Raw genomic sequence first — 20197 nt, forward strand, 5'->3', positions numbered from 1 at the left:
CTCCCGGTTTTACGGCTCCCGTTCCGGGACCGCGATATCGAGATACGCCAGCCAGTAACGGGACAGCTCGTTCATGCTGTCGATCCGGGCGGCCAACACGGCGAAATCAGCCTTGAGCCGTTCGATCTCGGGCAGCAGGGAGACCAGTTCGGTATCACAGTCACTGATCTGCTTGCCGCGGCTGGACGCGAAAATGGCGATGCGGGTCGTCAGCAGCCGCACCCGTAGATACAGCAGATCGCTGGATACGTTGGTTTGGCGCTTGTCATGGGTTTCACCGGCTTCCGGCGCCGCGTCTTGCTTGCCCGATAAATAGGCTTCCAAACCCTCCACCCGGGCCAGCATCATGCTGAGATGGTTCTGAGTGGACGTGCGGTGCGCCAGCGGTTCCAACACCGTGATCTTTTCTTCCAAGCACCGCCGCCGTTCCTGCACGCGAGCCCGCAATCGGTCGATCTCGCAATCCAATTCTACCAATTGCTGGCTCGATTCCTGCGTTTCCAGGTCGATTTCATCGAGAAACTGACGGAGTTGCCCGGACAGCGCCCGCTCCAGTGTCAGGGTGACGAACCGCTCCCAGACGCTGTCGGTCCGCGCGCGCAGCCTTCCCAGGCGTTGGCGCAGGTTACCGGTCTGCTCGACGCTTTCCCGAACGCTCAGTGCATGCTCGGCGCGATCTTGAGCGCTCCAGGTTTTCGCCAACAGATCTTCTTCCTTGAGGACATGCGACATGCCGGCGAGCATGGCTTCGTCGAGCTGGGGGGGGGCGACTTGTTTCCACGCGGTGGGGCTCCGAAGGGGTTTTCTCGATCCACCGCGCGGACCAACGAGCGGTGGCGCGGCGGATACTTGTTCAATCCCGATAAGTCCAACCGTCGGGATGGTCGTGGTTCAACTCATGGACGTCGTACACGCACAGATCCTGATCGGGCAAGTTGGGAAAAAGCCGCTGGGCCTGGGTTTCCGCCTCTTGTTCGCTCTCGGCCTCGATGAGCGCTACATCGATCAGTTGGTCGGAACTTGGTTCTTCCACGACGATGAGATAGGGTTTCATGAGTGTTCCTCCGGGCTTGGCATTCAATAGTAGCGATGGACGCGAAACCGGTTGTCGGCTTCGCGGATGATGTCGCCGACATGGGAATGAAACACGCCGGTCCGCCGCTCGGTGAAGTACTGACGCAAGGTTTCGTGGACCACGGTAAAAGCGAGTTGCTCCCAGGGAATCTCTTCCTCGGCGAACAATCCGACCTCCAGACTTTCCTCGCCGGGACTGGCCGCGCCGTCCTTGATTTGGCCGCGAAACATCAGATAAACCTGATTGACATGAGTTAAAGAGTATAGACCGTACAGGGTCAGGTTTTCGATCACGGCGTTGGCCTCTTCCCAGGTCTCGCGCGCCGCCGCCGCCACCGCCGATTCGCCGTTTTCCATGAACCCCGCCGGCAGGGTCCACAACCCGTAGCGAGGTTCGATGGCTCGCCGGCACAGCAAGATCCGGTCGCCCCATTCGGGAACGCAGCCGGCGACGATTTTCGGATTCTGATAGTGGATGGTGTCGCAGGTATCGCAGATATGCCGGGGCCGGTTATCGCCCGAGGGGACGCGCAGGATGACCGGGGCGCCGCATTGACTACAGAATTTCATGGAACGGGCTCCTTGCTCAACGGGTTCTTGATTCCGACAACAGATTATTTGACCATTTCCAGTATGAAAACCCTATCTTTCGATGCCTCATCCACCGGTGAATCCGGGTCCGGTGACGAGCGCCAGCGCCGCTGGCGGCTGATTCTCGGTGGCGGCGCGGCCGATGGCATCGGCTGTGCGTTGGCGGGGGCCGATCTCGGCATGGATCGCTGTCTGGAAAATCTCTACGACGAGGAGCGCGCGGGCGGACTGGGCGGGTCCGCGCCCAAGATCGCCCGCTGGCTGGGCGACATCCGCCGCTACTTTCCGAGCTCGGTGGTGCGGGTGTTGCAGAAAGACGCCCTGGATCGCCATGGCGTACAACACATGCTGCTGGAACCGGAGATGCTGGCGGCGGTCGAGCCGGACGTGCATCTGGTCGCCACCCTGCTGGCGCTGCGCGGCGTCATGCCGGCCAAGGTCCGCGATACCGCCCGGTTGGTGGTGCGCCGGGTGGTCGCCGAGCTGGAGCGCAAGCTGGCCAATCCCTTGCGGCAGGCGATTACCGGTAGCCTCAACCGCGGCACCCGCAACCGCCGGCCCCGTCACAACGAGATTGACTGGGATCGCACCATTCGCGCCAACCTGCGCCATTACCAGCCCGCGTATCGCACCGTCATCCCCGCTACCCGGATCGGGTTCGGCCGCCGTGCCGCCGCCCTGCGCGACATCATTCTTTGTGTGGATCAGAGCGGGTCGATGGCCGCCTCGGTGGTTTATGCCGGCATCATGGCGGCGGTCATGGCGTCGATCCGGTCGGTACGCACTTCGCTGGTGGTGTTCGATACCGCCGTGGTGGATCTCACCGAGCAGTTGGCCGATCCGGTCGAGGTGCTGTTCGGCACCCAATTGGGCGGTGGAACCGATATCCAGCAGGCGTTGGGTTACTGTCAGGGATTGGTGCGCGCGCCCAACGACACCATTCTAGTGCTGATCAGCGATCTATACGAAGGTGGGGATCGCCAGCAACTGTTCAAACGCGCCGCCAGTCTGATCGCCGCCGGGGTCAATCTGATCGTGCTGCTGGCGCTGTCCGACCAGGGTGCTCCCGCCTACGATCACGGCATTGCCGGCACGCTGGCCGGAATGGGCGCACCGGCGTTCGCCTGTACGCCGGATCAGTTTCCCGATCTGATGGCCGCCGCCGTCGCGCGGCGCGATCTCGCTCAATGGGCGGCGGCGCGCGGCATCGTCACGGCGGGTCGTGCCGCCGGCGGTTCGTGAAAACCCTGTCGGTTGCGTTGAGAAGCAGGATGGACCTTCGCGTGAAAGGTATGCCGGTTTTCATCAAACCATAACAGGCATTGGGGATGATACCGATTCGACCATCGAACGCCCATCCCCATGAACAGATCTCGTGAACCCTACCTGCTGACTCCCGGTCCACTGACCACCTCACTGGCCACCAAGTCCGCCATGCTGCGCGATTGGGGCTCCTGGGACAGCGATTTCAACGAACTGACCGCTGGCGTTTGCCGCCGGCTCCTGGAAGTGGCGCGCGCCGAGGAAACCCACGTCTGCGTGCCTTTGCAAGGTAGCGGCACTTACGCGGTGGAAGCGGCCTTGGCGACCCTGTTGCCTTGGGACGGCAAGACCCTGGTGTTGATGAACGGCGCCTACGGTCAGCGCATGGCGCGCATTCTCCAATATCTGGGTCGCGACTTCGAAACGCTGGACATGGGCGACTATCTGCCGCCACCGCCCGAACGGGTGGAGGTGATACTGGCCGCCGATCCCGAGATCAGCCATGTGGCGGCGGTGCATTGCGAAACCTCTTCGGGCATTCTCAACCCGCTGGAAGCCATCGCCGAAGTGACCTGGCGGCAAGGGCGGCGATTGTTCGTGGACGCGATGAGTTCCTTCGGCGCCTTACCGATCGATGCCCGCGAATTGCCCTTCGACGGGCTGGTGTCCTCGGCCAACAAATGCTTCGAGGGCGTGCCCGGTTTCGGCTTCGCCCTGTTGCGTCGCAAGGCACTGGAACAATGTGTCGGCAACGCCCATTCCCTGAGCCTGGATTTGTACGATCAATGGACCTACCTGGAGCGCAGCGGCCAGTGGCGCTTCACCCCACCGACTCATGTGGTGGCCGCCTTTGCCAGTGCCCTGGAACAACATGCGGCCGAAGGCGGGGCCGCCGGTCGGCTGGCGCGCTACGTCCATAACGAAACGGTGCTGGTCGCGGGCATGCGCGCGATGGGTTTTCATACCCTGCTGGCCGACCGTTGGCTGTCGCCGATCATCGTCACCTTTCACGCCCCCGGCCATCCGAATTTCGAATTCGGACGCTTTTATGACTTGATCAAACAGCACGGCTTCATCATCTATCCCGGCAAGCTGACCCAGGTGGATAGTTTCCGCATCGGCTGCATCGGTCAGTTGTTCGAAGAGCAGATGCGCGGCGTGCTGGCCGCCGTGCGCGCCGCGTTGGACGAGTTGGACATCCCGGACGGTGCGCCTCGACCGGAAGATCTCGATAAGCCGGAATTCTGAGCCATCGCGGAGCAAGCACCCTCATGTACTTTCACTATCAGCGCTCCTATCGCGGTCCGATTCAGGCCGTCATTCTGGATTGGGCCGGCACCACGGTGGATTATGGTTCCTTGGCGCCGGTGGCGGCCTTCGTGCGCCTGTTCGCCGAACAGGAGGTCACGATCAGCGCCGCCGAGGCGCGCGGACCGATGGGCTTGGAAAAGCGCGAGCACATTCGCCAATTGTGTCAGACGCCGGCCATCGCGGCTCGTTGGCGCGAACGCCATGGCCGGGAACCAAACGCGGTCGACGTGGACCGGTTGTACGAAACCTTCGTGCCGTTGCAATTGGCCGCCATCCGCGATCATGCGCAGTTGATTCCCGGTTGCCGCGAAACCGTCGCCGCGCTGCGCGAGCGCGGTATCCGCATCGGCGCCAATACCGGTTACAGTCGCGAGATGATGGAACCGCTGCTGCTCGCCGCCGCCGAACAGAGGTACATGCCGGACAGCACGGTCTGCGCCACCGAAGTGCCACGCGGCCGACCGTATCCCTGCATGAGCCTTAAGAACGTCATCGAGCTGGGCGTGGAAGCGGTACAGTCCTGCGTCAAGGTGGATGATACCGTGCCCGGTATCGAGGAAGGCTTGAATGCGGGCATGTGGACGGTCGGCATCGCCATCAGCGGCAACGAGATTGGGCTGACGCTGGCCGACTGGCGGGCATTACCGCAGCTTGAGCAGGGTCGGCGTCGCACCCGAGCCCGCCAGCGCTTGCTCGGCGGCGGCGCGCATTACGTGATCGACACCATCGCCGATCTGCCGAGCTGCCTGGACATCATCGAAGCGCGCTTGGCGCGCGGCGAGCGACCGTGATCCGACGAATCTCGCAAGTTGCCCCACCGCCGGGCGAAAGCGAGATCAATACGACGTCCCAGCGAACCGCATGGCAAGCACGTTACCTGGACGAGGAAGGCCGCCGCTTGCTGGACGAGGATGCGCGGTATTTTCTCCGGCAGTCGGTATCCACGCCTTGCCTGACGGCCATTCGCCGCGCCGAAGGCTGCTGGATCGAAGACAGCGCCGGTCGTCGTTATCTGGATTTCCACGGCAACAGCGTTCACCACCTCGGTTACGGTCATCCCCGCCTGCTGGCGGCCATCAAGGCGCAACTGGACGAACTCTCGTTCGCGCCGCGCCGCTTCACCTGCGAACCGGCGGTCGATCTGGCGCGACGTCTGAGCCAGATCAGCCCGCCGGGCCTGGAAAAAGTGTTGTTCGCCACCGGCGGTTCCGACGCGGTGGAAATTGCCCTGAAGATCGCCCGCGCCGCCACCGGCCGTTTCAAGACCCTATCATTCTGGGACGCCTTTCATGGCGCCGGTTTCGGCGCGGCCAGCGTCGGCGGCGAGGCACTGTTCCGGTCCGGCCCGATCGGACCGTTGCTGGCTGGGACCGAGCATCTGCCGCCATTCACCTGCTACCGCTGCCCCTACGGTCATCCCTGCGACGAGCGGGGACAACCCGATCTGGAGCGTTGTCGGCTGAGCTGCGCCGAGCTGGTGCGCTACGTGCTGGAACGGGAAGGCGATGTCGCCGCCGTGATCGCCGAACCGGCCCGCGCCGTACCCACCCTTCCGCCTCCCGGTTTCTGGCGGATCGTGCGCGAGGCCTGCGACGCTTGCGGCACCCTGCTGATTTTCGACGAAATTCCCACCGGGTTGGGCAAAACCGGCCGTCTGTTCGCCTGTGAACACGAGGAGGTCGTGCCGGATATTCTGGTGCTGGGCAAGGCGCTGGGCGGCGGTGTGCTGCCGTTGGCCGCGACCGTGTGCCGGCCGGAACTGGACGTGGGACAGGATTGGGCCTTCGGTCACTATACCCATGAGAAAAATCCGGTGCTGGCCAGGGCGGCGCTGACCACGCTGGATATCATCGAAGAAGAAAATCTGGTGGAAAACGCCCGGCGACAGGGCGAGCACGCGCTGAACCGGTTGCGGGACATGCAAACGCGCCATCCCTCGATCGGCGACGTACGGGGGCGCGGCTTGTTGCTCGGTGTGGAACTGGTTGCGGATCGCGCCACCAAGGCGCCCGCCCACGAGGCCGCCGAAGCGGTGCTGTATCGGGCGCTGGCGCGCGGCTTGAGTTTCAAGCTCAGTCTCGGCAACGTGTTGACCTTGAGCCCGCCGCTGGTGATTAGCCGCGCCGAGATGGATACGGCCTTGGATATTCTGGAAAGCTGTATCGCCGAAACCGAGCGGGATTGGCCACCGCCGTCATGAGCACGAGCTCCCCGCCGACCCAGCATGCCGATCTGGTCATTATCGGCGGCGGTGTGTTCGGTCTGAGCATTGCCTATCACTATGCCCGCCTGGAGGCGGGTCGGGTGCTGCTGCTGGAACGCAATGCCTTGGCCACCGCCGCTACCAGTCGCGCCGCCGCGTTGCTGACACGGGCTCGCGCCAAGACCGCGCTGATGCCGCTGATCGCCCAAACCTACGCCGATATCGCCTTGCTGGAGATGGAACTCGGCGAATCGCTGGACTTGCGCCAGGTCGGTAGCCTGCATCTGGCGGCCAGCGAAACGCGCGTGCGGGAATTGCGGGAACTGGTTATCGTGGCCGAACAGGCAGGCTTTCGCGTGGAGTGGGTGTCAGCGGACGAAGCGAGTCGGCGAGTGCCTTGGTTGAATCCCGAAGCGGTCGCCGCCGCCACGTTCATGGCCGAAGACGCCTTCGTCGATCCATACCGCTTGGCGATGGCCTACGCCCGTGCCGCCAGGATGTATGGGGCGTCGTTGCGGCAACGGATCGCCGTTCGCGATCTTCGCCAGCAGGGCGAACGCATTACCGGGGTCGTGACGGACCAGGGGGTGATTTATGCCGGCTGCGTGGTCGATGCCGCCGGTGCCTGGGCCAATGTGCTGGCGGCGCGCATCGGCATCGGTCTGCCGATGGCGCCAGTGCGCAGTCAATATTGGATCACCGCGCCCGATCCGCTGTTTCCCCGCGACCATCCCATGGTCATCATGCCGGACGCCAGCGCCTACAGTCGCCCGGAACTGGGTGGTTTGTTGTTCGGGTTGCGGGAACGTCAGTCGATCAGTTTCGACCCGTGCCAGTTGCCCGACGAATTGAGCGGCTTCGCGCTGGGCGAGGAAGGCGGCTGGTCGTCGCTGGAAGAAGGAGCGCCGCGACTGCGCCGGTTCCTGCCGGCACTGGACCAACTGAAGATAGCCAGCCACATCAGTGGCTTGTCCACCTATACCCCGGATGGTTTGTTCGCGCTGGGACCCGCATCGGGTCTGCAAGGATTTTTGGCCGCCACCGGCTGTTCGGGTGCCGGGATCGCCGCCGCTGGCGGTGTCGGGCTGGGCGTGGCCCGGCTGGCCGCCGGACTCCCCAGTCCGTTCGATCTGACGCCGTTCCGGATCGAACGTTTCGGTCCGGTCGATCCGTTGAGTCCAGCCTTCCGTCAGCGCTGTGAACAGGCTCGTTCGAGCAAGACCTCCGGTTAGCATCGATCAAACCGTTTCTCCAGCCAATCCGGCTTGTCACCAAACAGCAATAGCGCCTTGTTAAATTGAAAAAAATCATGCGAGCCAGTCTACGCTCGTCCGTCATTTCTGTCTTGATTTCAATACACAAAGGTGCCCCGGTGAACAAGACTAAGTTCGTTCGATTGTTGTTGTGCGCCGTCGTCGCGGCCGGTGTGACCGGCTTGGCCCAAGCCAAGACCGAACTACTGGTTTACACCGCCGTCGAGGCCGACGAACTGGCGGCTTTCAAGAAAGCCATCGAAACCGACTATCCCGATCTCGACATCCAATGGGTGCGCGATTCCACCGGCATCATCACCGCCAAACTGCTGGCCGAGAAAGCCAACCCCAAAGCCGACGTGGTCTGGGGATTGGCGGCGACCAGCCTCAAGTTGCTGGCCGACGAAGGCTATTTCCAACCGTATGCACCGAAGGGTGTGGACAAGCTTGATCCCACGTACGTGGATAGCGCCAAGCCACCGGTCTGGGTCGGGCAACGCGCCTGGATCGCCTCCCTGTGCTTCAACACGGTCGAAGCCGAAAAGCTCAAGCTACCCAAACCCACTTCTTGGCAGGATCTGACCCAACCGGCCTTCAAGGGCCATGTGATCATGCCGAATCCGAACTCCTCGGGTACCGGTTTCCTCGACGTGTCGGCCTGGCTGCAAATGTGGGGCGAAGACAAGGGTTGGAAGTTCATGGATGGTCTGCACGAGAACATCGCCCAATATACGCATTCCGGCTCCAAGCCCTGCAAGATGGCCGCCGCCGGTGAAGTGCCGGTCGGTATCTCTTTCGCCTATCGCGGCGCCCAGGAGAAAACCAAAGGCGCGCCGGTCGAGGTGATCGCCCCCAGCGAAGGCGTGGGCTGGGATTTGGAGGCATTCGCCATCACCAAAAACACCAAGAAACTGGATGCGGCGAAAAAGCTGGCGGACTGGTCGGTGACGCTCAAGGCCAACGAAATGTACAACGAAGGCTACGCGGTGGTGGCCATGCCCGGCGTGGCCAAGCCAGTGCCCAACTTCCCGCCCGATATCGCCAAGAAGATGATCAAGAACGACTTCCAGTGGGCTGCTAAGCATCGTGAGGCGATTCTGGCCGAGTGGAGCAAGCGCTACGACAGCAAGTCGGAGCCGAAGAAATAAGCCGGTTCGTCACCGTCGGGGCGCGACTCGCGGCACGAACGCCCTCACTCCTGACCTCTCTCCCAGCGGGAGAGAGGAATCCATGCCATCAGGATATCGCCCATGACCACGCCTTATCTCCGCATCCGCAATCTCACCAAACGCTTTGGTGATTTCACCGCGCTGGACGATGTCAGTATCGATATTCACCAGGGTGAGTTCGTCTGTTTCCTGGGTCCCTCCGGCTGCGGCAAGACCACCCTGCTGCGGGCCATTTCCGGGTTGGACATCCAAACTCACGGCACGGTGGAACAGGATGGCCGCGATATTTCCGCGCTGCCGCCGGCGCAACGCGATTTCGGCATCGTGTTTCAATCCTACGCGCTGTTCCAGAACCTCACGGTGGCCCGCAACATTGCCTATGGCCTGGAGAATCGCAAACAACCCAAGGCCGCGATTCGGCAACGGGTCCAGGAATTGCTGGAGCTGATCGGCTTGCCCGACAGCGGGAACAAATATCCCTCGCAACTCTCCGGTGGCCAGCAACAACGGGTGGCGCTGGCCCGAGCGCTGGCCGTGTCTCCCGGTTTGCTGCTGCTGGATGAACCGCTGTCGGCGCTGGACGCCAAGGTGCGAGTTTATCTGCGCGATGAGATCAAGGCGCTGCAACGGCGACTGGGCATCACCACCATCATGATCACCCACGATCAGGAAGAAGCCATCAGCATGGCGGATCGCATCGTGGTCATGCGGGCCGGCAAGATCGAGCAGGTCGGTACCCCCTTGGAGATTTATCACCAACCGGCTTCCCTGTTCGTCGCCGAATTCATTGGCGCCATGAATCTATTGCCCGCGCTGCTGGTGCAACAGGGCGAAATTCAACTGGGGCAAGCGCGACTGGCCTGCAAGGTCAATGGCTTTGCGCCGGGCACGGCGGTACAGGCCGCCGTGCGTCCCGAGGATGTCGTCTGCACCGGACGCACCAATGGCCACGCCAACAGTTTCCACGCCGAAGTGCAAGATCTTGAGTTCATGGGACCGTTCTTCTGGTTGAGTCTGGGCGGCGGAGAATTGGGCGAGCATCGGCTACGGGCGCAATTGCCCAGTCAGCAGGCGCGTGAATTGAACTTGCACCCGCGCGATTCCACGCACTTTCACATTCCGGCCGAACACATCCGCCTGTTCCCCGATGGGTATCCCCATGGCTGACACGGTGGTGATGACCGCGCCGCGCGTCCGGCCGCGACTCGGCCGCGACGAGTGGCTGATGGGCGGCGGCTTGCTGGCGCTGGCGCTGTATCTGGCCGTCACCTTGCTGGTTCCGCTGGTCATCATGCTGGCGAAAAGCGTGCAGGATCGCGAAGGCGCGTTTGTCGGTCTGAGCAACTTTGCCCATTACTTCACCAATCCTGCCTTGTCCGGCGCCATCGGCAACAGCCTGTGGGTCTCGGTGCTGGCCACCCTGATCGTCATTGCCCTGGCTTTCGGTTACGCCTATGCCCTGACCCGTGGTTGCATTCCCTTCAAGGGTTTTTTCCGGCTGGTGGCGATGGCCCCGCTGCTGGCCCCGTCCTTGTTGTCGGCCATCGCCCTGATCTATTTGTTCGGCAATCAAGGCGCGTTGAAAGACTGGCTGTTCGGGGAAAGCATCTATGGACCGATCGGCATCGTCATGGGCTCGGTGTTCTGGACCTTTCCCCATGCCCTGATCATCCTGATCACCGCCCTGTCCACCGCCGACGCCCGGCTGTACGAAGCATCGGAGTCACTGGGCGCCAGTCGCTGGCGGACCTTCACCACCGTGACGCTGCCGGGTGCGCGCTATGGTCTGATCAGCGCGACTTTCGTGGTGTTTACCCTGGTCATCACTGACTTTGGCGTGCCCAAGGTGATCGGCGGCCAGTTCAACATGCTGGCCACCGATATCTACAAGCAGGTGGTGGGGCAGCAGAACTTCCAGATGGGCGCGGTCGTCTCCTTGGTTCTGCTGTTGCCGGCGGTGGTGGCTTTCTTCGTGGAACGCTGGGCGCAGACCCGGCAGAGTTCCGCCGTATCCAGCCGTGCGGTGCCTTATCGTCCCAAGCCCCGGTCAGCCCGTGACCTGGTGCTGCTCGGGCTGGTGAGCGTTGTGGCGGCGATGATCCTGGGCATTCTAGGCATGGCGGCCTTTGCCTCGCTGGCCAAGTTGTGGCCCTACAATCTCAGTTTGACCCTGAGTCACTATGACTTCAGCGCCGCTGACGGCGGCAGTTGGGCATCTTATGGCAACTCGATCCGTCTGGCGCTGTATACGGCGTTCTTCGGGAGCATGATTGTTTTTGCCGGGGCCTATCTGGTGGAGAAGGCTCGGGTAGCGCAACCGTTGCGGACGGCCACCCATCTGCTGGCGCTGATTCCCATGGCGGTGCCGGGCATGGTGCTGGGGTTGGCCTATATCTTCTTTTTCAATGCACCCGGCAATCCATTGAATTTTCTGTACGGCAGCATGGCCATCCTGGTGCTGGCCACCATCGCGCATTTCTACACGGTCAGTCATCTCACCGCGCTAACCGCGCTCAAGCAGCTCGACCCGGAGTTCGAATCGGTGTCGGCCTCGCTCAAGACCCCGTTCTATCGGACCCTGTGGCGGGTGACCACGCCGATGTGCCTACCGGCGATTCTGGATATCGCGATCTACTTTTTCATCAACGCCATGACCACGGTCTCGGCGGTGGTCTTCCTCTACTCGCCGAACACCACGCTGGCTTCGGTGGCGGTGCTGAACATGGACGATGCGGGCGACACCGCGCCGGCGGCGGCCATGGCGATGTTGATCGTTCTCACTGCCGGAGCGGTGCGGTTGCTGCACACGGCCTTGAGCCACTGGTTGCACCGACGGACCCAAGGTTGGCGGCGCGGCGGCTGATCCGCATGCATCGCCCCCGGCTTTGATTTACGGCGGCTTGATGCCGTACTTGCGATAGATCTGCCGCAATTCGCTCTTGGCCGCGCGGATCTCCCGGGCACGACTGCTGGCGCTGCCCAGGGTCGAGGAAGACAGACGCCGAATGTCGCTGTTGAGATTGTCGATCTTGGCTTGATCCTCGTAGCCGATATGCGTGGGCGTGTTCTTCTTGCGGCGCGAGGAACGGGGGCGGTCGAGTTCGCGCACCGGGACGCCCCGATTCACCGCGCGCAGTTCGCGCAGCTCCCGAGTGGCCCGTCGCATCGAACTGACGTTATCCACCTCGCCGTCCGGCGTGGGTTGAGACTGAATATCCAGGGTCTGCGAGGGTCGATCCGCGGCGGGCGGAGTCCCGCCGTAATGGACCTGCCCGTCGGCGTCGGTCCACTTATAGACCTGCGCCCGAGCCGGTAGGACCAGCGCCAGCACCATGGCGAGCGTCAGCGTGGGTTTCATCATGCTCGACCCTCCCGACGACAGTACGGCGGCAACCCGGCCGGTTTACGAATCACCCGCGCCGGAGCCGGCGGGGGCCACCGTCGCTTTGATCAGTCTGCCCACCGTCAAGCCCTGCACCAGAATCGAGAACAGCACCACGATATAGGTCAACGCCAGCACGATCTGACGTTCCGGTCCCAGCGGTAGCGACAGCGCCAGGGCCACGGAAATGCCGCCGCGCAACCCGCCCCAGGTCATGATCTTGATGGCGTGGGGTGAAAACACGAAACCGAACCTGCTCCGCATGATGTGCACAGGCACGCCCACGCACGCCAGTCGGGCCAGCAGCACGATCGGGATTACCAGCAGGGAGGCCAGTAGATGATCGCGTTCGAAGGTCAGGATGATCATTTCCAAACCAATCAACACGAACAACATAGCGTTTAGAATCTCGTCGATGAGTTCCCAGAAGGTGTCCAGATGCTCCCGCGTGGTGTCCGACATGGCCAGCCTGCGGCCGTGATTGCCGATCATCAGGCCGGCCACCACCATGGCGATGGGTCCGGAAACATGCAGGTGAATGGCCAGCGCATAGCCGCCCAGCACCAGCGCCAAGGTGATCAGAATCTCGACATCGTAGCTATCGATACTTTTCAGCAGCAGATAGGCGACATAACCGATCGCCAGGCCGAACACGATGCCGCCCAGCGCTTCCTCGGTGAACAACAGGGCGACGCTGCCGAGCGTCACCTCTTCGCCGCCCACGGCCAGGCCGAGCAGGATGGCGAACACCACCACGGCGATGCCGTCGTTGAACAACGATTCCCCGGCGATCTTGATTTCCAGGTTTTTGGGTGCCTTGGCGGATTTCAGGATGCCGAGCACGGCGATCGGATCGGTGGGCGAAATCAGGGCGCCGAACAGCAGGCAGTACAGCAGGGAAATCGAGATGCCGAACAATACATTGAGAACGAGCCAGGAAGCGATGCCCACCAGGAAGGTGGATGCCACCACGCCGACGGTCGCCAGGATGCCGATCGGCCATTTTTGCTGGGCCAGTTCCTCCAGATTGACGTGCAGGGCGCCGGCGAACAACAACAGAGAGAGCATGCCCTGCATCAGTACCTGGTTGAAGTCGATGCCGCCGATGATGGCTGCGGCCCGTTGTTCGACCGGTGCGTATCCCAGTTCGCCCAGGCTCATCAGGATCAGGCTGAGCACCAGGGCCAGCACCATGACCCCGATAGTGGTGGGGAGTTTGATGAAACGGTGGTTGATGTAACTGAAAAGAGCGGTCAAGGTGACCAATAGCGCGATAAGATTCAGCATTATGACAGTCCTGGCATCGAGTTCAGGCCAAAGTATGACTTTGAATCGGAATGCTGTCATGCCGGAGGGCGGCGACGCGGGTATGAAACGACCGGCGAGGGCCGGAACATCGCTCGAAACTTTCCGACCAGATTGCGCCTCACCTACAATTTGCGACATCCATTCTTGACGACAACCCCCGCCCGCCAACGAACCGGTGAAATCGTATGCCCTTAGCGCCTGAATCGCGTCTTTTCCCCCTTGCGCGTCTCGCCTCAGCACTACTGGCGTTGGCCGCGCTGCTGGTGGTCGGCTGCGCCTCCAAACCCGACAGTGAATCCAGCGCCGGTTCGCGGGAGAACGGCGTGCTGGTGCTTACCCGCGACGATGATCAGCGCACCGCCGAAGTCCGGGTTGGAGAACAAATCAGAGTGCGCTTGCCGGAAAAACATGGCACTGGCTATGTCTGGGCCATCGATGAAACCGACCGGCAACGGCTGGCGCTGGACAGCACCGGCTTCGAAGACCCGACGGAGGGTTTCATTGGCGCACGCGGCATGCGCACCTTCACCTTCACCGCACGCCAGCCGGGCGAGGTTGTGCTCAAGCTCAAGCACTGGCGGATCTGGGAAGGTGAGGGTTCGGTGACCGAACGGTTCGTCGTTACCCTGCGCATTCAGGAATAGGGGACCGCGATGAGCGCAACGTTATCCTGTCCCCACAAGCCGCGCGTCGGCCTGTTCGTCACCTGTCTGGTGGACGTATTTCGCCCGACGGTCGGTTTCGCCGCCGTGAAATTGCTGGAAGACGCCGGCTGCACGGTCGAGGTTCCGGCCGCCCAGACCTGCTGCGGTCAGCCGGCCTACAATTCCGGCGACCGCGCCGACGCTCGTGACTTGGCGCGGCAGGTCATCGCCGCGTTCGAGGACTTCGATTACGTGGTCGTGCCGTCCGGTTCCTGCGGCGGTACCATCAAACGACACTACCCGCATCTGTTCGACGGCGATCCCGCTTGGCAAACCCGCGCCGAACGTCTGAGCGCCAAGACCTTCGAACTGGTGTCGTTTCTGACCGATGTGCTCGGTGTGGAGCGAGTGATTGCACGTTATCCCGATACCGTGACCTATCACGACTCCTGTTCCGGGTTGCGGGAATTGGGCATCAAATCGCAACCGCGCCGCTTGCTGGCCACGGTCGCGGATCTCGACTTGCGGGAAATGGCCGAGAGTGAGGTGTGCTGCGGCTTCGGCGGCACGTTCTGCGTCAAATATCCCGAATTGTCCAATCGCATGGTCAGCGAAAAAGCCGCTCACATCCAGACCAGCGAAGCCGGTACCTTGCTGGCCGGCGATCTGGGTTGCCTGCTGAACATGGCCGGCAAACTGCAACGCGAAGGCGCGGCGATCAAGGTTCGTCACATTGCCGAAGTACTGGCCGGGATGACCGACATACCGGCCATCGGCGAACCCGACTGAGGAAATACGCCAATGCAAGTGACCAGCCAAACCTTCAAAAGCAACGCCAGCGTCGCCCTGCGCGATGCCGCCTTGCAACGGGCCTTGAAAAACCTCAAGGCCGGTTTTCCCGGCAAGCGGGCCGCCGCCATCGCCAAGCTGCCCGAGTTCGATCAACTGCGCGACGCGGGCCGCGATCTGAAGAACCATGTGCTGGAGCATCTGGATTTCTATCTGGAACGGTTCGAGGCCAAGGTGATCGAGCAGGGCGGCCAGGTTCACTGGGCGCGCGACGCCGCCGAGGCCCGGCAAATCGTGCTCGACATTTGCCGTTCGGTCGCCGCCCGGCGGGTGACCAAGGGCAAGAGCATGATCAGCGAGGAAATCGGTCTGAACGAATTTCTCGAAGCCCACGGCATCCAGCCGGTGGAGACCGATCTGGGCGAGTACATCATTCAACTGCGCCACGAGCATCCCAGCCACATCATCGCTCCGGCCATCCACCTCAATCGCGATCAGGTGGCCGACGCTTTTCATGCCCATCACGGCCCCTACGGCTTCACCGAACGCAACGAGAACCCGCGCGCGCTGATGAACGAGGCCCGCCAGGTGTTGCGCCAGCAATTCCTGAGTGCCGATGTCGGCATCACCGGGGCCAACTTCTGCATCGCCGAGACCGGCACCACGGTCATCGTCACCAACGAGGGCAACGGCGATCTGACCCAGATTCTGCCGCGCGTCCATATTGCGCTGGCCAGCATCGAAAAGATGGTGCCGACCCTGGAAGACGTCAGCACCTTGACCCGGCTTCTGACCCGTTCCGCCACCGGCCAGGAGATCACCGTCTACACCACCTTTTCCAGCGGACCGCGCCGCGTGGAGGATCTGGATGGCCCGGAACAGTTTCATGTGGTGCTGCTGGACAATGGCCGCAGCGGCATGTTGGGCGGCGAGTTCCAGGACATGTTGCGCTGCATCCGCTGTTCGGCCTGCATGAACCATTGCCCGGTGTACGGCGCCATCGGCGGCCACGCCTACGGCTGGGTCTATCCGGGACCGATGGGTTCGGTGCTGACCCCGCAATTGGTCGGCATCGACGCCGCTGGCCAGTTGCCGAACGCCTCCACGTTCTGCGGTCGCTGCGAGGAAGTTTGCCCGATGCGTATCCCGCTGCCGAAGATGATGCGCCACTGGCGCGAGCGGGAGTTCGAACGGCATCTGTCTCCGGCGGCGGTCCGCTTCGGTCTGGGCGCATGGGCCTTTTTCGCCAAGCGCCCGAGACTTTACCGAATCGTCGCCGGTGTCGGTGCTTGGCTGCTGCGGCGACTGGGCAGCCGAAAGGGACGGATCGAGCGCCTGCCGCTGGCGGGCGGCTGGACCGCTTGGCGCGACCTGCCCGCCCCCCAAGGTCGAACTTTCCAACAGCAATGGGCGGCACGCCAGGGAGCACGGTCATGAGCGACGCGCGTGAACAGATTCTGAATACGCTTCGGCGGGGTTTGCAACGCGGTCCCGTGGCGGGCGAGCGGCGGGCGGAGTTGGAAGCGCGGCTGGCGCATCCGCCGCGCAACGTGATTCCGGCGCGCGCCTTGCGTCCGCACTTCGAACAGGTGGATTTGTTCGTACAGATGGCTCGGAACGCGGCGGCGACCGTGGACCCAGTGACCCATCCGGCGGATGTGCCGGTGGCGGTTTCGGCGTTCCTGGATTGCGAAGGCTTGCCCGCTGAACTGGTCATGGCGCCGGACCCGGAATTGGCGGCGCTGCCGTGGTCGGAGGCGCCAACCCTGCATATCGAACGACGCGCGGCGGTGGATGGCGACCAGACCAGCGTGTCGCTCGCCTTTGCCGGTATCGCCGAGACCGGCACGCTGGTGCTGCTGTCCGGGCCGTACAGTCCGACCACGCTGAATTTCCTGCCGGACACGCATATCGTGGTGCTGCGCGCCGACCGCATCGTCGGTGCCTACGAGGATGCCTGGGACCTGCTGCGCGCGCGTGGTCTAGGGATGCCGCGCACGGTCAATTTCATTACCGGTCCTTCGCGCAGCGCCGACATCGAGCAAACCGTGCAGATGGGCGCGCATGGCCCGCTCCGGCTGCATGTGGTGCTGGTGGGTGGCTGAACGATGCCTCAGGGCGGGCGGAAATGCCAACCGAGGCGCGAATTAGTCAAACCGCGTGGATCATGTTAAAGTCGCAGATAAGTTTGTCGCGGCGCGGTCCGGTGCGCGCCCCGAGGTTCCAGCCGTTCCTCTCGGAATTGTCGCCCGCGGGTTTTCCGATTCCCGTTCCTCCCGCAAACCTGTCGTGGTCCACCCCTTGGCTGGGTACGCCTCGATCACCCTCAATCTCATTATCATTCTGCCTGGACCGGTTCCATGCGCCGCGCATGGGCAGGCGGATTCAGGAGTATTCAATGCCGTTTGCTTCTCTTGGCCTGGTCGATGACCTGGCGCGCGCCGTTGCCGCCCGGGGTTACACCATGCCAACCCCCATTCAATCCCAAGCGATTCCCGCCATCCTGGCGGGGCGCGACCTGCTCGCCGCCGCTCAGACCGGTACCGGCAAGACCGCCGCCTTCACCCTGCCGTTGTTGCAGCGCCTGCAAACCCGTCCCGAAACGCGGATGCCGGCCGGTCGGCCGCGCGCCCTGGTGCTGGCCCCGACCCGCGAATTGGCCGCCCAGGTCGCCGACAGCGTGCGCGTCTACGGTCGCCACGTCGCGCCGCGCACCGCGCTGGTGGTCGGCGGCGTCAGCATGAAGCCGCAGTGCGACGCGCTGCGGCGCGGGGTGGATATCCTGGTGGCCACGCCAGGGCGTCTGCTGGACCATCTGAGTCAGAAGACCGTCAGCCTGGCCGGTGTCGAGATTCTGGTGCTGGACGAGGCCGACCGCATGTTGGATCTGGGCTTTCTGCCGGCGATTCGCCGCCTGCTGGCGCTACTGCCCCGGCGGCGGCAAACCCTGCTGTTCTCGGCCACCTTCGCCGATCCGATCCGCCAGTTGGCCGGCGATTTCCTGCACGAGCCGGCGGTGATCGACGTGGCTCCGCGCAACGCGCCCGCCGACCTGGTGGAGCAGCAGGTGCATCCGGTGGAGCAGACCGACAAGGCCGCTCTGCTCGGGCGCCTGCTGAGCGCCGGCGAACGGGATGCGACCCTGGTGTTCACCCGCACCAAGCACGGTGCCGACCGGCTGAGCCGCCAGCTCGAACGCGAAGGCATCCGCACCGCCGCCCTGCACGGCAACAAGAGTCAGTCGGCCCGTACTCGGGCCCTGGACGATTTCAAGCAGGGCCGGATTCAGGTGCTGGTTGCCACCGATATTGCTGCTCGCGGTCTGGATATCGTCCAGTTGCCACGGGTGGTGAATTACGAACTGCCGCATGTGCCCGAGGACTACGTCCATCGGATCGGCCGCACCGGCCGCGCCGGCCGCGCCGGCTTGGCGATCTCGCTGGTCAGCGCGGACGAGATGCCGCGTCTGCACGCTATCCAGCGGCTGCTTGGCCGCAAATTGCCGTCGTCGGTGGTCGAAGGATTCGAGCCCAACCCCGCGAAACGGGCGCGGGCACCGGTCGCGGCCCCTTCGGCCAGCGCGCGCCACCACCACGCCCACCGCGCCGCTGGAGCATCGACCGGAGAACGGCCGGCCGCTCACCGGCCCGCCCGCCCGGAAACGACGGCGCACGATGCGTCCCGGCGGCGAAATAAAGCTCACCATCAGACCCGGAGGGTCGCAACTACAGGAGACCGTGCATGAAAACCGTCTTCATCGGTAATCTACCCTCGGATACCACCGATCAAGAAGTCACTGATCTGTTCACCGCCTACGGGCGGGTTCACGGACTTCGGCTGACGCGGGATGTCTTTTCCGGCCTGTGCCGTGGCTTCGGCTTCGTCAAGATGGAAGGCCACGAGGCGCGCGCCGCGATCAGCGCGCTCAATGGCCAGGAACTACGCGGCCAGCGCCTGAAGGTGAACGAAGAGCGGGCGCAGGGCGCGCGCGGCGGGCGCCATCGCTAGCGGGTCTTCACGCTGAGCCAGTGGTCGCGCTGACTGAATCCAGCGTCTCCGTCAGCCGATGGATGCCTGGAGTCGGCTTGATCCGCGTGGTTGTGCGGCGCTTCGCGCCAAGCAACCAGCGGATTGCAATCCGCCGCCCCCGTTTCGCGGGCGCGAAGCGCGTCCGCTGGAACGAATTGTTAGGAGCCATATGCGTCGATCTCCTCGCGCAAATCTAATCGTGACTGCCGAAGATAATCTTCGATATTGACAGACTCTCCTGCGAGAATTCTGGCATAGATTGATTTCATCACATCAAGCGGTGTGTCTTTGTTGAGAAGGCGAAATGACGAAGCGGCGACATATTCAGGCAACGCTTCAAATGCCATCCAGCGGCGACCTTCTTGCTCCGCAACCTGCCCCGTGGTGTTTGAACCGCAGAAAATATCCACAACGAGGTCATCCGGCTCTGTGAGCATCCGAATGAAGAACTCCGGCAACTTCGCCGGGAAGCGCGCCGGATGGCTCTTGATCCCTACCGCTTTGCAGCCGGACAGGTACTGGCCGTTGGATTCCGAGTTGGAAATCTGGAGCAGGTTTGGCGGGATGGCTCCTCCGTTGTCCTTTGAGAACCCCTTACCGATGTCGTGCCCAGAGGGGCGGACCTTGGGCGTGTAGAACTTGTCCGGGTCCTCAATTAGTTTCTTCATGCGGTCGCTGTAAGGGGCGAGGACCTTGGTGATATCGGACTTCGGCCACTCGGTCTTGCCGAACCACCACACCGTGTTGATCGAGTCCTTCACGCGTAACTTGCGCTTATTCACCCACTCAATCGGGCTTGGTAGCTTCGAGGGGTTGAACCAATAAAAATCCTCGGCGAGGAAGAAGCCCAGTTCATCGACCATGCGGATGAGGACGCGGAAGTTGTAGAGGCTGCGGGTAGGGAGGCCCTTCATGTAAGCCCCGCCGAAGTCAACAACGAAGCTGCCGTCATCGCGCAGCTTGCGGTGGGCGATCCGCCCAAACTCCAGGAACCAGTCAATGTACTCGTGCTGGTCGAGGTTCCCGTATTCCTTCTGACGCTGTAGGGCGAAGGGCGGACTGGTGATGACGAGGTTCACGCTTCCGTCTGGCAGCTCCTCCAGCAGCTCCCGCGAATCTCCGATAAATGCGGCCCCCTTGGACGTGTAGTAAGCGGGCGCGGTCTTCGTCGTCATCAGCAT

At 62.9% G+C, this 20197-nt stretch carries 20 protein-coding genes; 14 read left to right on the forward strand and 6 right to left on the reverse strand.

Going from position 1 to position 20197, the window contains the following annotated elements; translation table 11 throughout:
- Positions 1-9: 9 nt before the first annotated feature.
- The 3 genes from E4P82_RS06130 to E4P82_RS06140 all read right to left on the reverse strand — a co-directional run bounded on the left by E4P82_RS06130 (position 10) and on the right by E4P82_RS06140 (position 1644).
- Entirely contained in the window at positions 10-744 is a 735-nt protein-coding gene (locus E4P82_RS06130; RefSeq protein ID WP_169248069.1) for a hypothetical protein, read from the reverse strand.
- Between the two features lie 109 nt (positions 745-853).
- A complete protein-coding gene (locus tag E4P82_RS06135; RefSeq protein WP_169248070.1) occupies positions 854-1054 on the reverse strand; it encodes a hypothetical protein in 201 nt (66 codons plus the stop codon).
- Positions 1055-1077: 23 nt separating this feature from the next.
- Positions 1078-1644: an NUDIX hydrolase gene (locus tag E4P82_RS06140; protein ID WP_169248071.1), complete on the reverse strand. Its 567-nt coding sequence runs from the start codon at positions 1642-1644 to the stop codon at positions 1078-1080.
- Between the two features lie 63 nt (positions 1645-1707).
- On the opposite strand from E4P82_RS06140, the gene E4P82_RS06145 reads away from it, so the two are divergent.
- From E4P82_RS06145 to E4P82_RS06180, 8 genes are all read left to right on the forward strand, one after another.
- Positions 1708-2907 carry a VWA domain-containing protein gene (locus E4P82_RS06145; RefSeq protein ID WP_169248072.1) on the forward strand — a complete coding sequence of 400 codons (1200 nt, stop codon included), beginning with the start codon at positions 1708-1710 and terminating at the stop codon, positions 2905-2907.
- A gap of 120 nt (positions 2908-3027) precedes the next feature.
- Positions 3028-4176, forward strand: a complete 1149-nt coding sequence (locus tag E4P82_RS06150) for a 2-aminoethylphosphonate--pyruvate transaminase (protein WP_169248073.1) — start codon at positions 3028-3030, stop codon at positions 4174-4176.
- Positions 4177-4199: 23 nt separating this feature from the next.
- Positions 4200-5030, forward strand: coding sequence for a phosphonoacetaldehyde hydrolase (gene phnX, locus E4P82_RS06155; protein ID WP_169248074.1), 831 nt, complete (start codon positions 4200-4202; stop codon positions 5028-5030).
- Positions 5030-6439: a (R)-1-hydroxy-2-aminoethylphosphonate ammonia-lyase gene (gene pbfA / locus E4P82_RS06160; RefSeq protein WP_420887067.1), complete on the forward strand. Its 1410-nt coding sequence runs from the start codon at positions 5030-5032 to the stop codon at positions 6437-6439. The genes phnX and pbfA overlap by 1 nt, the downstream gene beginning before the upstream one ends.
- A complete protein-coding gene (locus E4P82_RS06165; RefSeq protein ID WP_169248075.1) occupies positions 6436-7674 on the forward strand; it encodes an NAD(P)/FAD-dependent oxidoreductase in 1239 nt (412 codons plus the stop codon). Before pbfA ends, E4P82_RS06165 begins: the two co-directional genes overlap by 4 nt.
- A 164-nt stretch (positions 7675-7838) precedes the next feature.
- Positions 7839-8843 carry a putative 2-aminoethylphosphonate ABC transporter substrate-binding protein gene (locus E4P82_RS06170; protein ID WP_246327403.1) on the forward strand — a complete coding sequence of 335 codons (1005 nt, stop codon included), beginning with the start codon at positions 7839-7841 and terminating at the stop codon, positions 8841-8843.
- A 102-nt stretch (positions 8844-8945) separates the two neighbouring features.
- Positions 8946-10031: a putative 2-aminoethylphosphonate ABC transporter ATP-binding protein gene (locus E4P82_RS06175; RefSeq protein WP_169248077.1), complete on the forward strand. Its 1086-nt coding sequence runs from the start codon at positions 8946-8948 to the stop codon at positions 10029-10031.
- Entirely contained in the window at positions 10024-11727 is a 1704-nt protein-coding gene (locus E4P82_RS06180; RefSeq protein ID WP_169248078.1) for a putative 2-aminoethylphosphonate ABC transporter permease subunit, read from the forward strand. Before E4P82_RS06175 ends, E4P82_RS06180 begins: the two co-directional genes overlap by 8 nt.
- Positions 11728-11754: 27 nt before the next feature.
- Here the strand turns inward: E4P82_RS06180 and E4P82_RS06185 are convergent, their stop codons facing one another.
- Both E4P82_RS06185 and E4P82_RS06190 read right to left on the reverse strand, forming a co-directional pair.
- The gene (locus tag E4P82_RS06185) at positions 11755-12225 is read right to left on the reverse strand and encodes a DUF4124 domain-containing protein (RefSeq protein WP_169248079.1); all 471 of its coding nucleotides are present in this window, start codon (positions 12223-12225) and stop codon (positions 11755-11757) included.
- Between the two features lie 42 nt (positions 12226-12267).
- A complete protein-coding gene (locus E4P82_RS06190) occupies positions 12268-13533 on the reverse strand; it encodes a cation:proton antiporter (protein ID WP_169248080.1) in 1266 nt (421 codons plus the stop codon).
- A 206-nt stretch (positions 13534-13739) separates the two neighbouring features.
- Here E4P82_RS06190 and E4P82_RS06195 point away from each other — a divergent pair, with 206 nt between their 5' ends.
- The 6 genes from E4P82_RS06195 to E4P82_RS06220 all read left to right on the forward strand — a co-directional run bounded on the left by E4P82_RS06195 (position 13740) and on the right by E4P82_RS06220 (position 18995).
- Positions 13740-14198, forward strand: coding sequence for a protease inhibitor I42 family protein (locus tag E4P82_RS06195; protein WP_169248081.1), 459 nt, complete (start codon positions 13740-13742; stop codon positions 14196-14198).
- 9 nt (positions 14199-14207) lie between these two features.
- Positions 14208-14987 carry a (Fe-S)-binding protein gene (locus tag E4P82_RS06200; RefSeq protein ID WP_169248082.1) on the forward strand — a complete coding sequence of 260 codons (780 nt, stop codon included), beginning with the start codon at positions 14208-14210 and terminating at the stop codon, positions 14985-14987.
- A 12-nt stretch (positions 14988-14999) separates the two neighbouring features.
- Entirely contained in the window at positions 15000-16424 is a 1425-nt protein-coding gene (locus E4P82_RS06205) for a LutB/LldF family L-lactate oxidation iron-sulfur protein (protein ID WP_169248083.1), read from the forward strand.
- On the forward strand, positions 16421-17092 hold the full coding sequence (locus tag E4P82_RS06210) for a LutC/YkgG family protein (RefSeq protein WP_169248084.1): 672 nt from the start codon (positions 16421-16423) through the stop codon (positions 17090-17092). The genes E4P82_RS06205 and E4P82_RS06210 overlap by 4 nt, the downstream gene beginning before the upstream one ends.
- Positions 17093-17385: 293 nt before the next feature.
- Positions 17386-18732, forward strand: coding sequence for a DEAD/DEAH box helicase (locus tag E4P82_RS06215; RefSeq protein ID WP_169248085.1), 1347 nt, complete (start codon positions 17386-17388; stop codon positions 18730-18732).
- On the forward strand, positions 18729-18995 hold the full coding sequence (locus E4P82_RS06220) for an RNA recognition motif domain-containing protein (RefSeq protein WP_169248086.1): 267 nt from the start codon (positions 18729-18731) through the stop codon (positions 18993-18995). Before E4P82_RS06215 ends, E4P82_RS06220 begins: the two co-directional genes overlap by 4 nt.
- A 179-nt stretch (positions 18996-19174) precedes the next feature.
- Here E4P82_RS06220 and E4P82_RS06225 read toward each other — a convergent pair whose 3' ends face one another.
- Complete coding sequence (locus tag E4P82_RS06225; protein ID WP_169248087.1) at positions 19175-20197, reverse strand: DNA-methyltransferase; 1023 nt, start codon at positions 20195-20197, stop codon at positions 19175-19177.

Origin of the sequence: Candidatus Competibacter phosphatis (assembly GCF_012939995.1) — a bacterium.
In the GTDB taxonomy this organism is placed as follows: domain Bacteria; phylum Pseudomonadota; class Gammaproteobacteria; order Competibacterales; family Competibacteraceae; genus Competibacter; species Competibacter phosphatis.

Coding starts and splice junctions, on each gene's coding strand:
- E4P82_RS06130 (WP_169248069.1), bottom strand. CDS start 744: ATGCTCGCCGGCATGTCGCATGTCCTCAAGGAAGAAGATCTGTTGGCG.
- E4P82_RS06135 (WP_169248070.1), bottom strand. CDS start 1,054: ATGAAACCCTATCTCATCGTCGTGGAAGAACCAAGTTCCGACCAACTG.
- E4P82_RS06140 (WP_169248071.1), bottom strand. CDS start 1,644: ATGAAATTCTGTAGTCAATGCGGCGCCCCGGTCATCCTGCGCGTCCCC.
- E4P82_RS06145 (WP_169248072.1), top strand. CDS start 1,708: ATGAAAACCCTATCTTTCGATGCCTCATCCACCGGTGAATCCGGGTCC.
- E4P82_RS06150 (WP_169248073.1), top strand. CDS start 3,028: ATGAACAGATCTCGTGAACCCTACCTGCTGACTCCCGGTCCACTGACC.
- phnX (WP_169248074.1), top strand. CDS start 4,200: ATGTACTTTCACTATCAGCGCTCCTATCGCGGTCCGATTCAGGCCGTC.
- E4P82_RS06165 (WP_169248075.1), top strand. CDS start 6,436: ATGAGCACGAGCTCCCCGCCGACCCAGCATGCCGATCTGGTCATTATC.
- E4P82_RS06175 (WP_169248077.1), top strand. CDS start 8,946: ATGACCACGCCTTATCTCCGCATCCGCAATCTCACCAAACGCTTTGGT.
- E4P82_RS06180 (WP_169248078.1), top strand. CDS start 10,024: ATGGCTGACACGGTGGTGATGACCGCGCCGCGCGTCCGGCCGCGACTC.
- E4P82_RS06185 (WP_169248079.1), bottom strand. CDS start 12,225: ATGATGAAACCCACGCTGACGCTCGCCATGGTGCTGGCGCTGGTCCTA.
- E4P82_RS06190 (WP_169248080.1), bottom strand. CDS start 13,533: ATGCTGAATCTTATCGCGCTATTGGTCACCTTGACCGCTCTTTTCAGT.
- E4P82_RS06195 (WP_169248081.1), top strand. CDS start 13,740: ATGCCCTTAGCGCCTGAATCGCGTCTTTTCCCCCTTGCGCGTCTCGCC.
- E4P82_RS06200 (WP_169248082.1), top strand. CDS start 14,208: ATGAGCGCAACGTTATCCTGTCCCCACAAGCCGCGCGTCGGCCTGTTC.
- E4P82_RS06205 (WP_169248083.1), top strand. CDS start 15,000: ATGCAAGTGACCAGCCAAACCTTCAAAAGCAACGCCAGCGTCGCCCTG.
- E4P82_RS06210 (WP_169248084.1), top strand. CDS start 16,421: ATGAGCGACGCGCGTGAACAGATTCTGAATACGCTTCGGCGGGGTTTG.
- E4P82_RS06215 (WP_169248085.1), top strand. CDS start 17,386: ATGCCGTTTGCTTCTCTTGGCCTGGTCGATGACCTGGCGCGCGCCGTT.
- E4P82_RS06220 (WP_169248086.1), top strand. CDS start 18,729: ATGAAAACCGTCTTCATCGGTAATCTACCCTCGGATACCACCGATCAA.
- E4P82_RS06225 (WP_169248087.1), bottom strand. CDS start 20,197: ATGCTGATGACGACGAAGACCGCGCCCGCTTACTACACGTCCAAGGGG.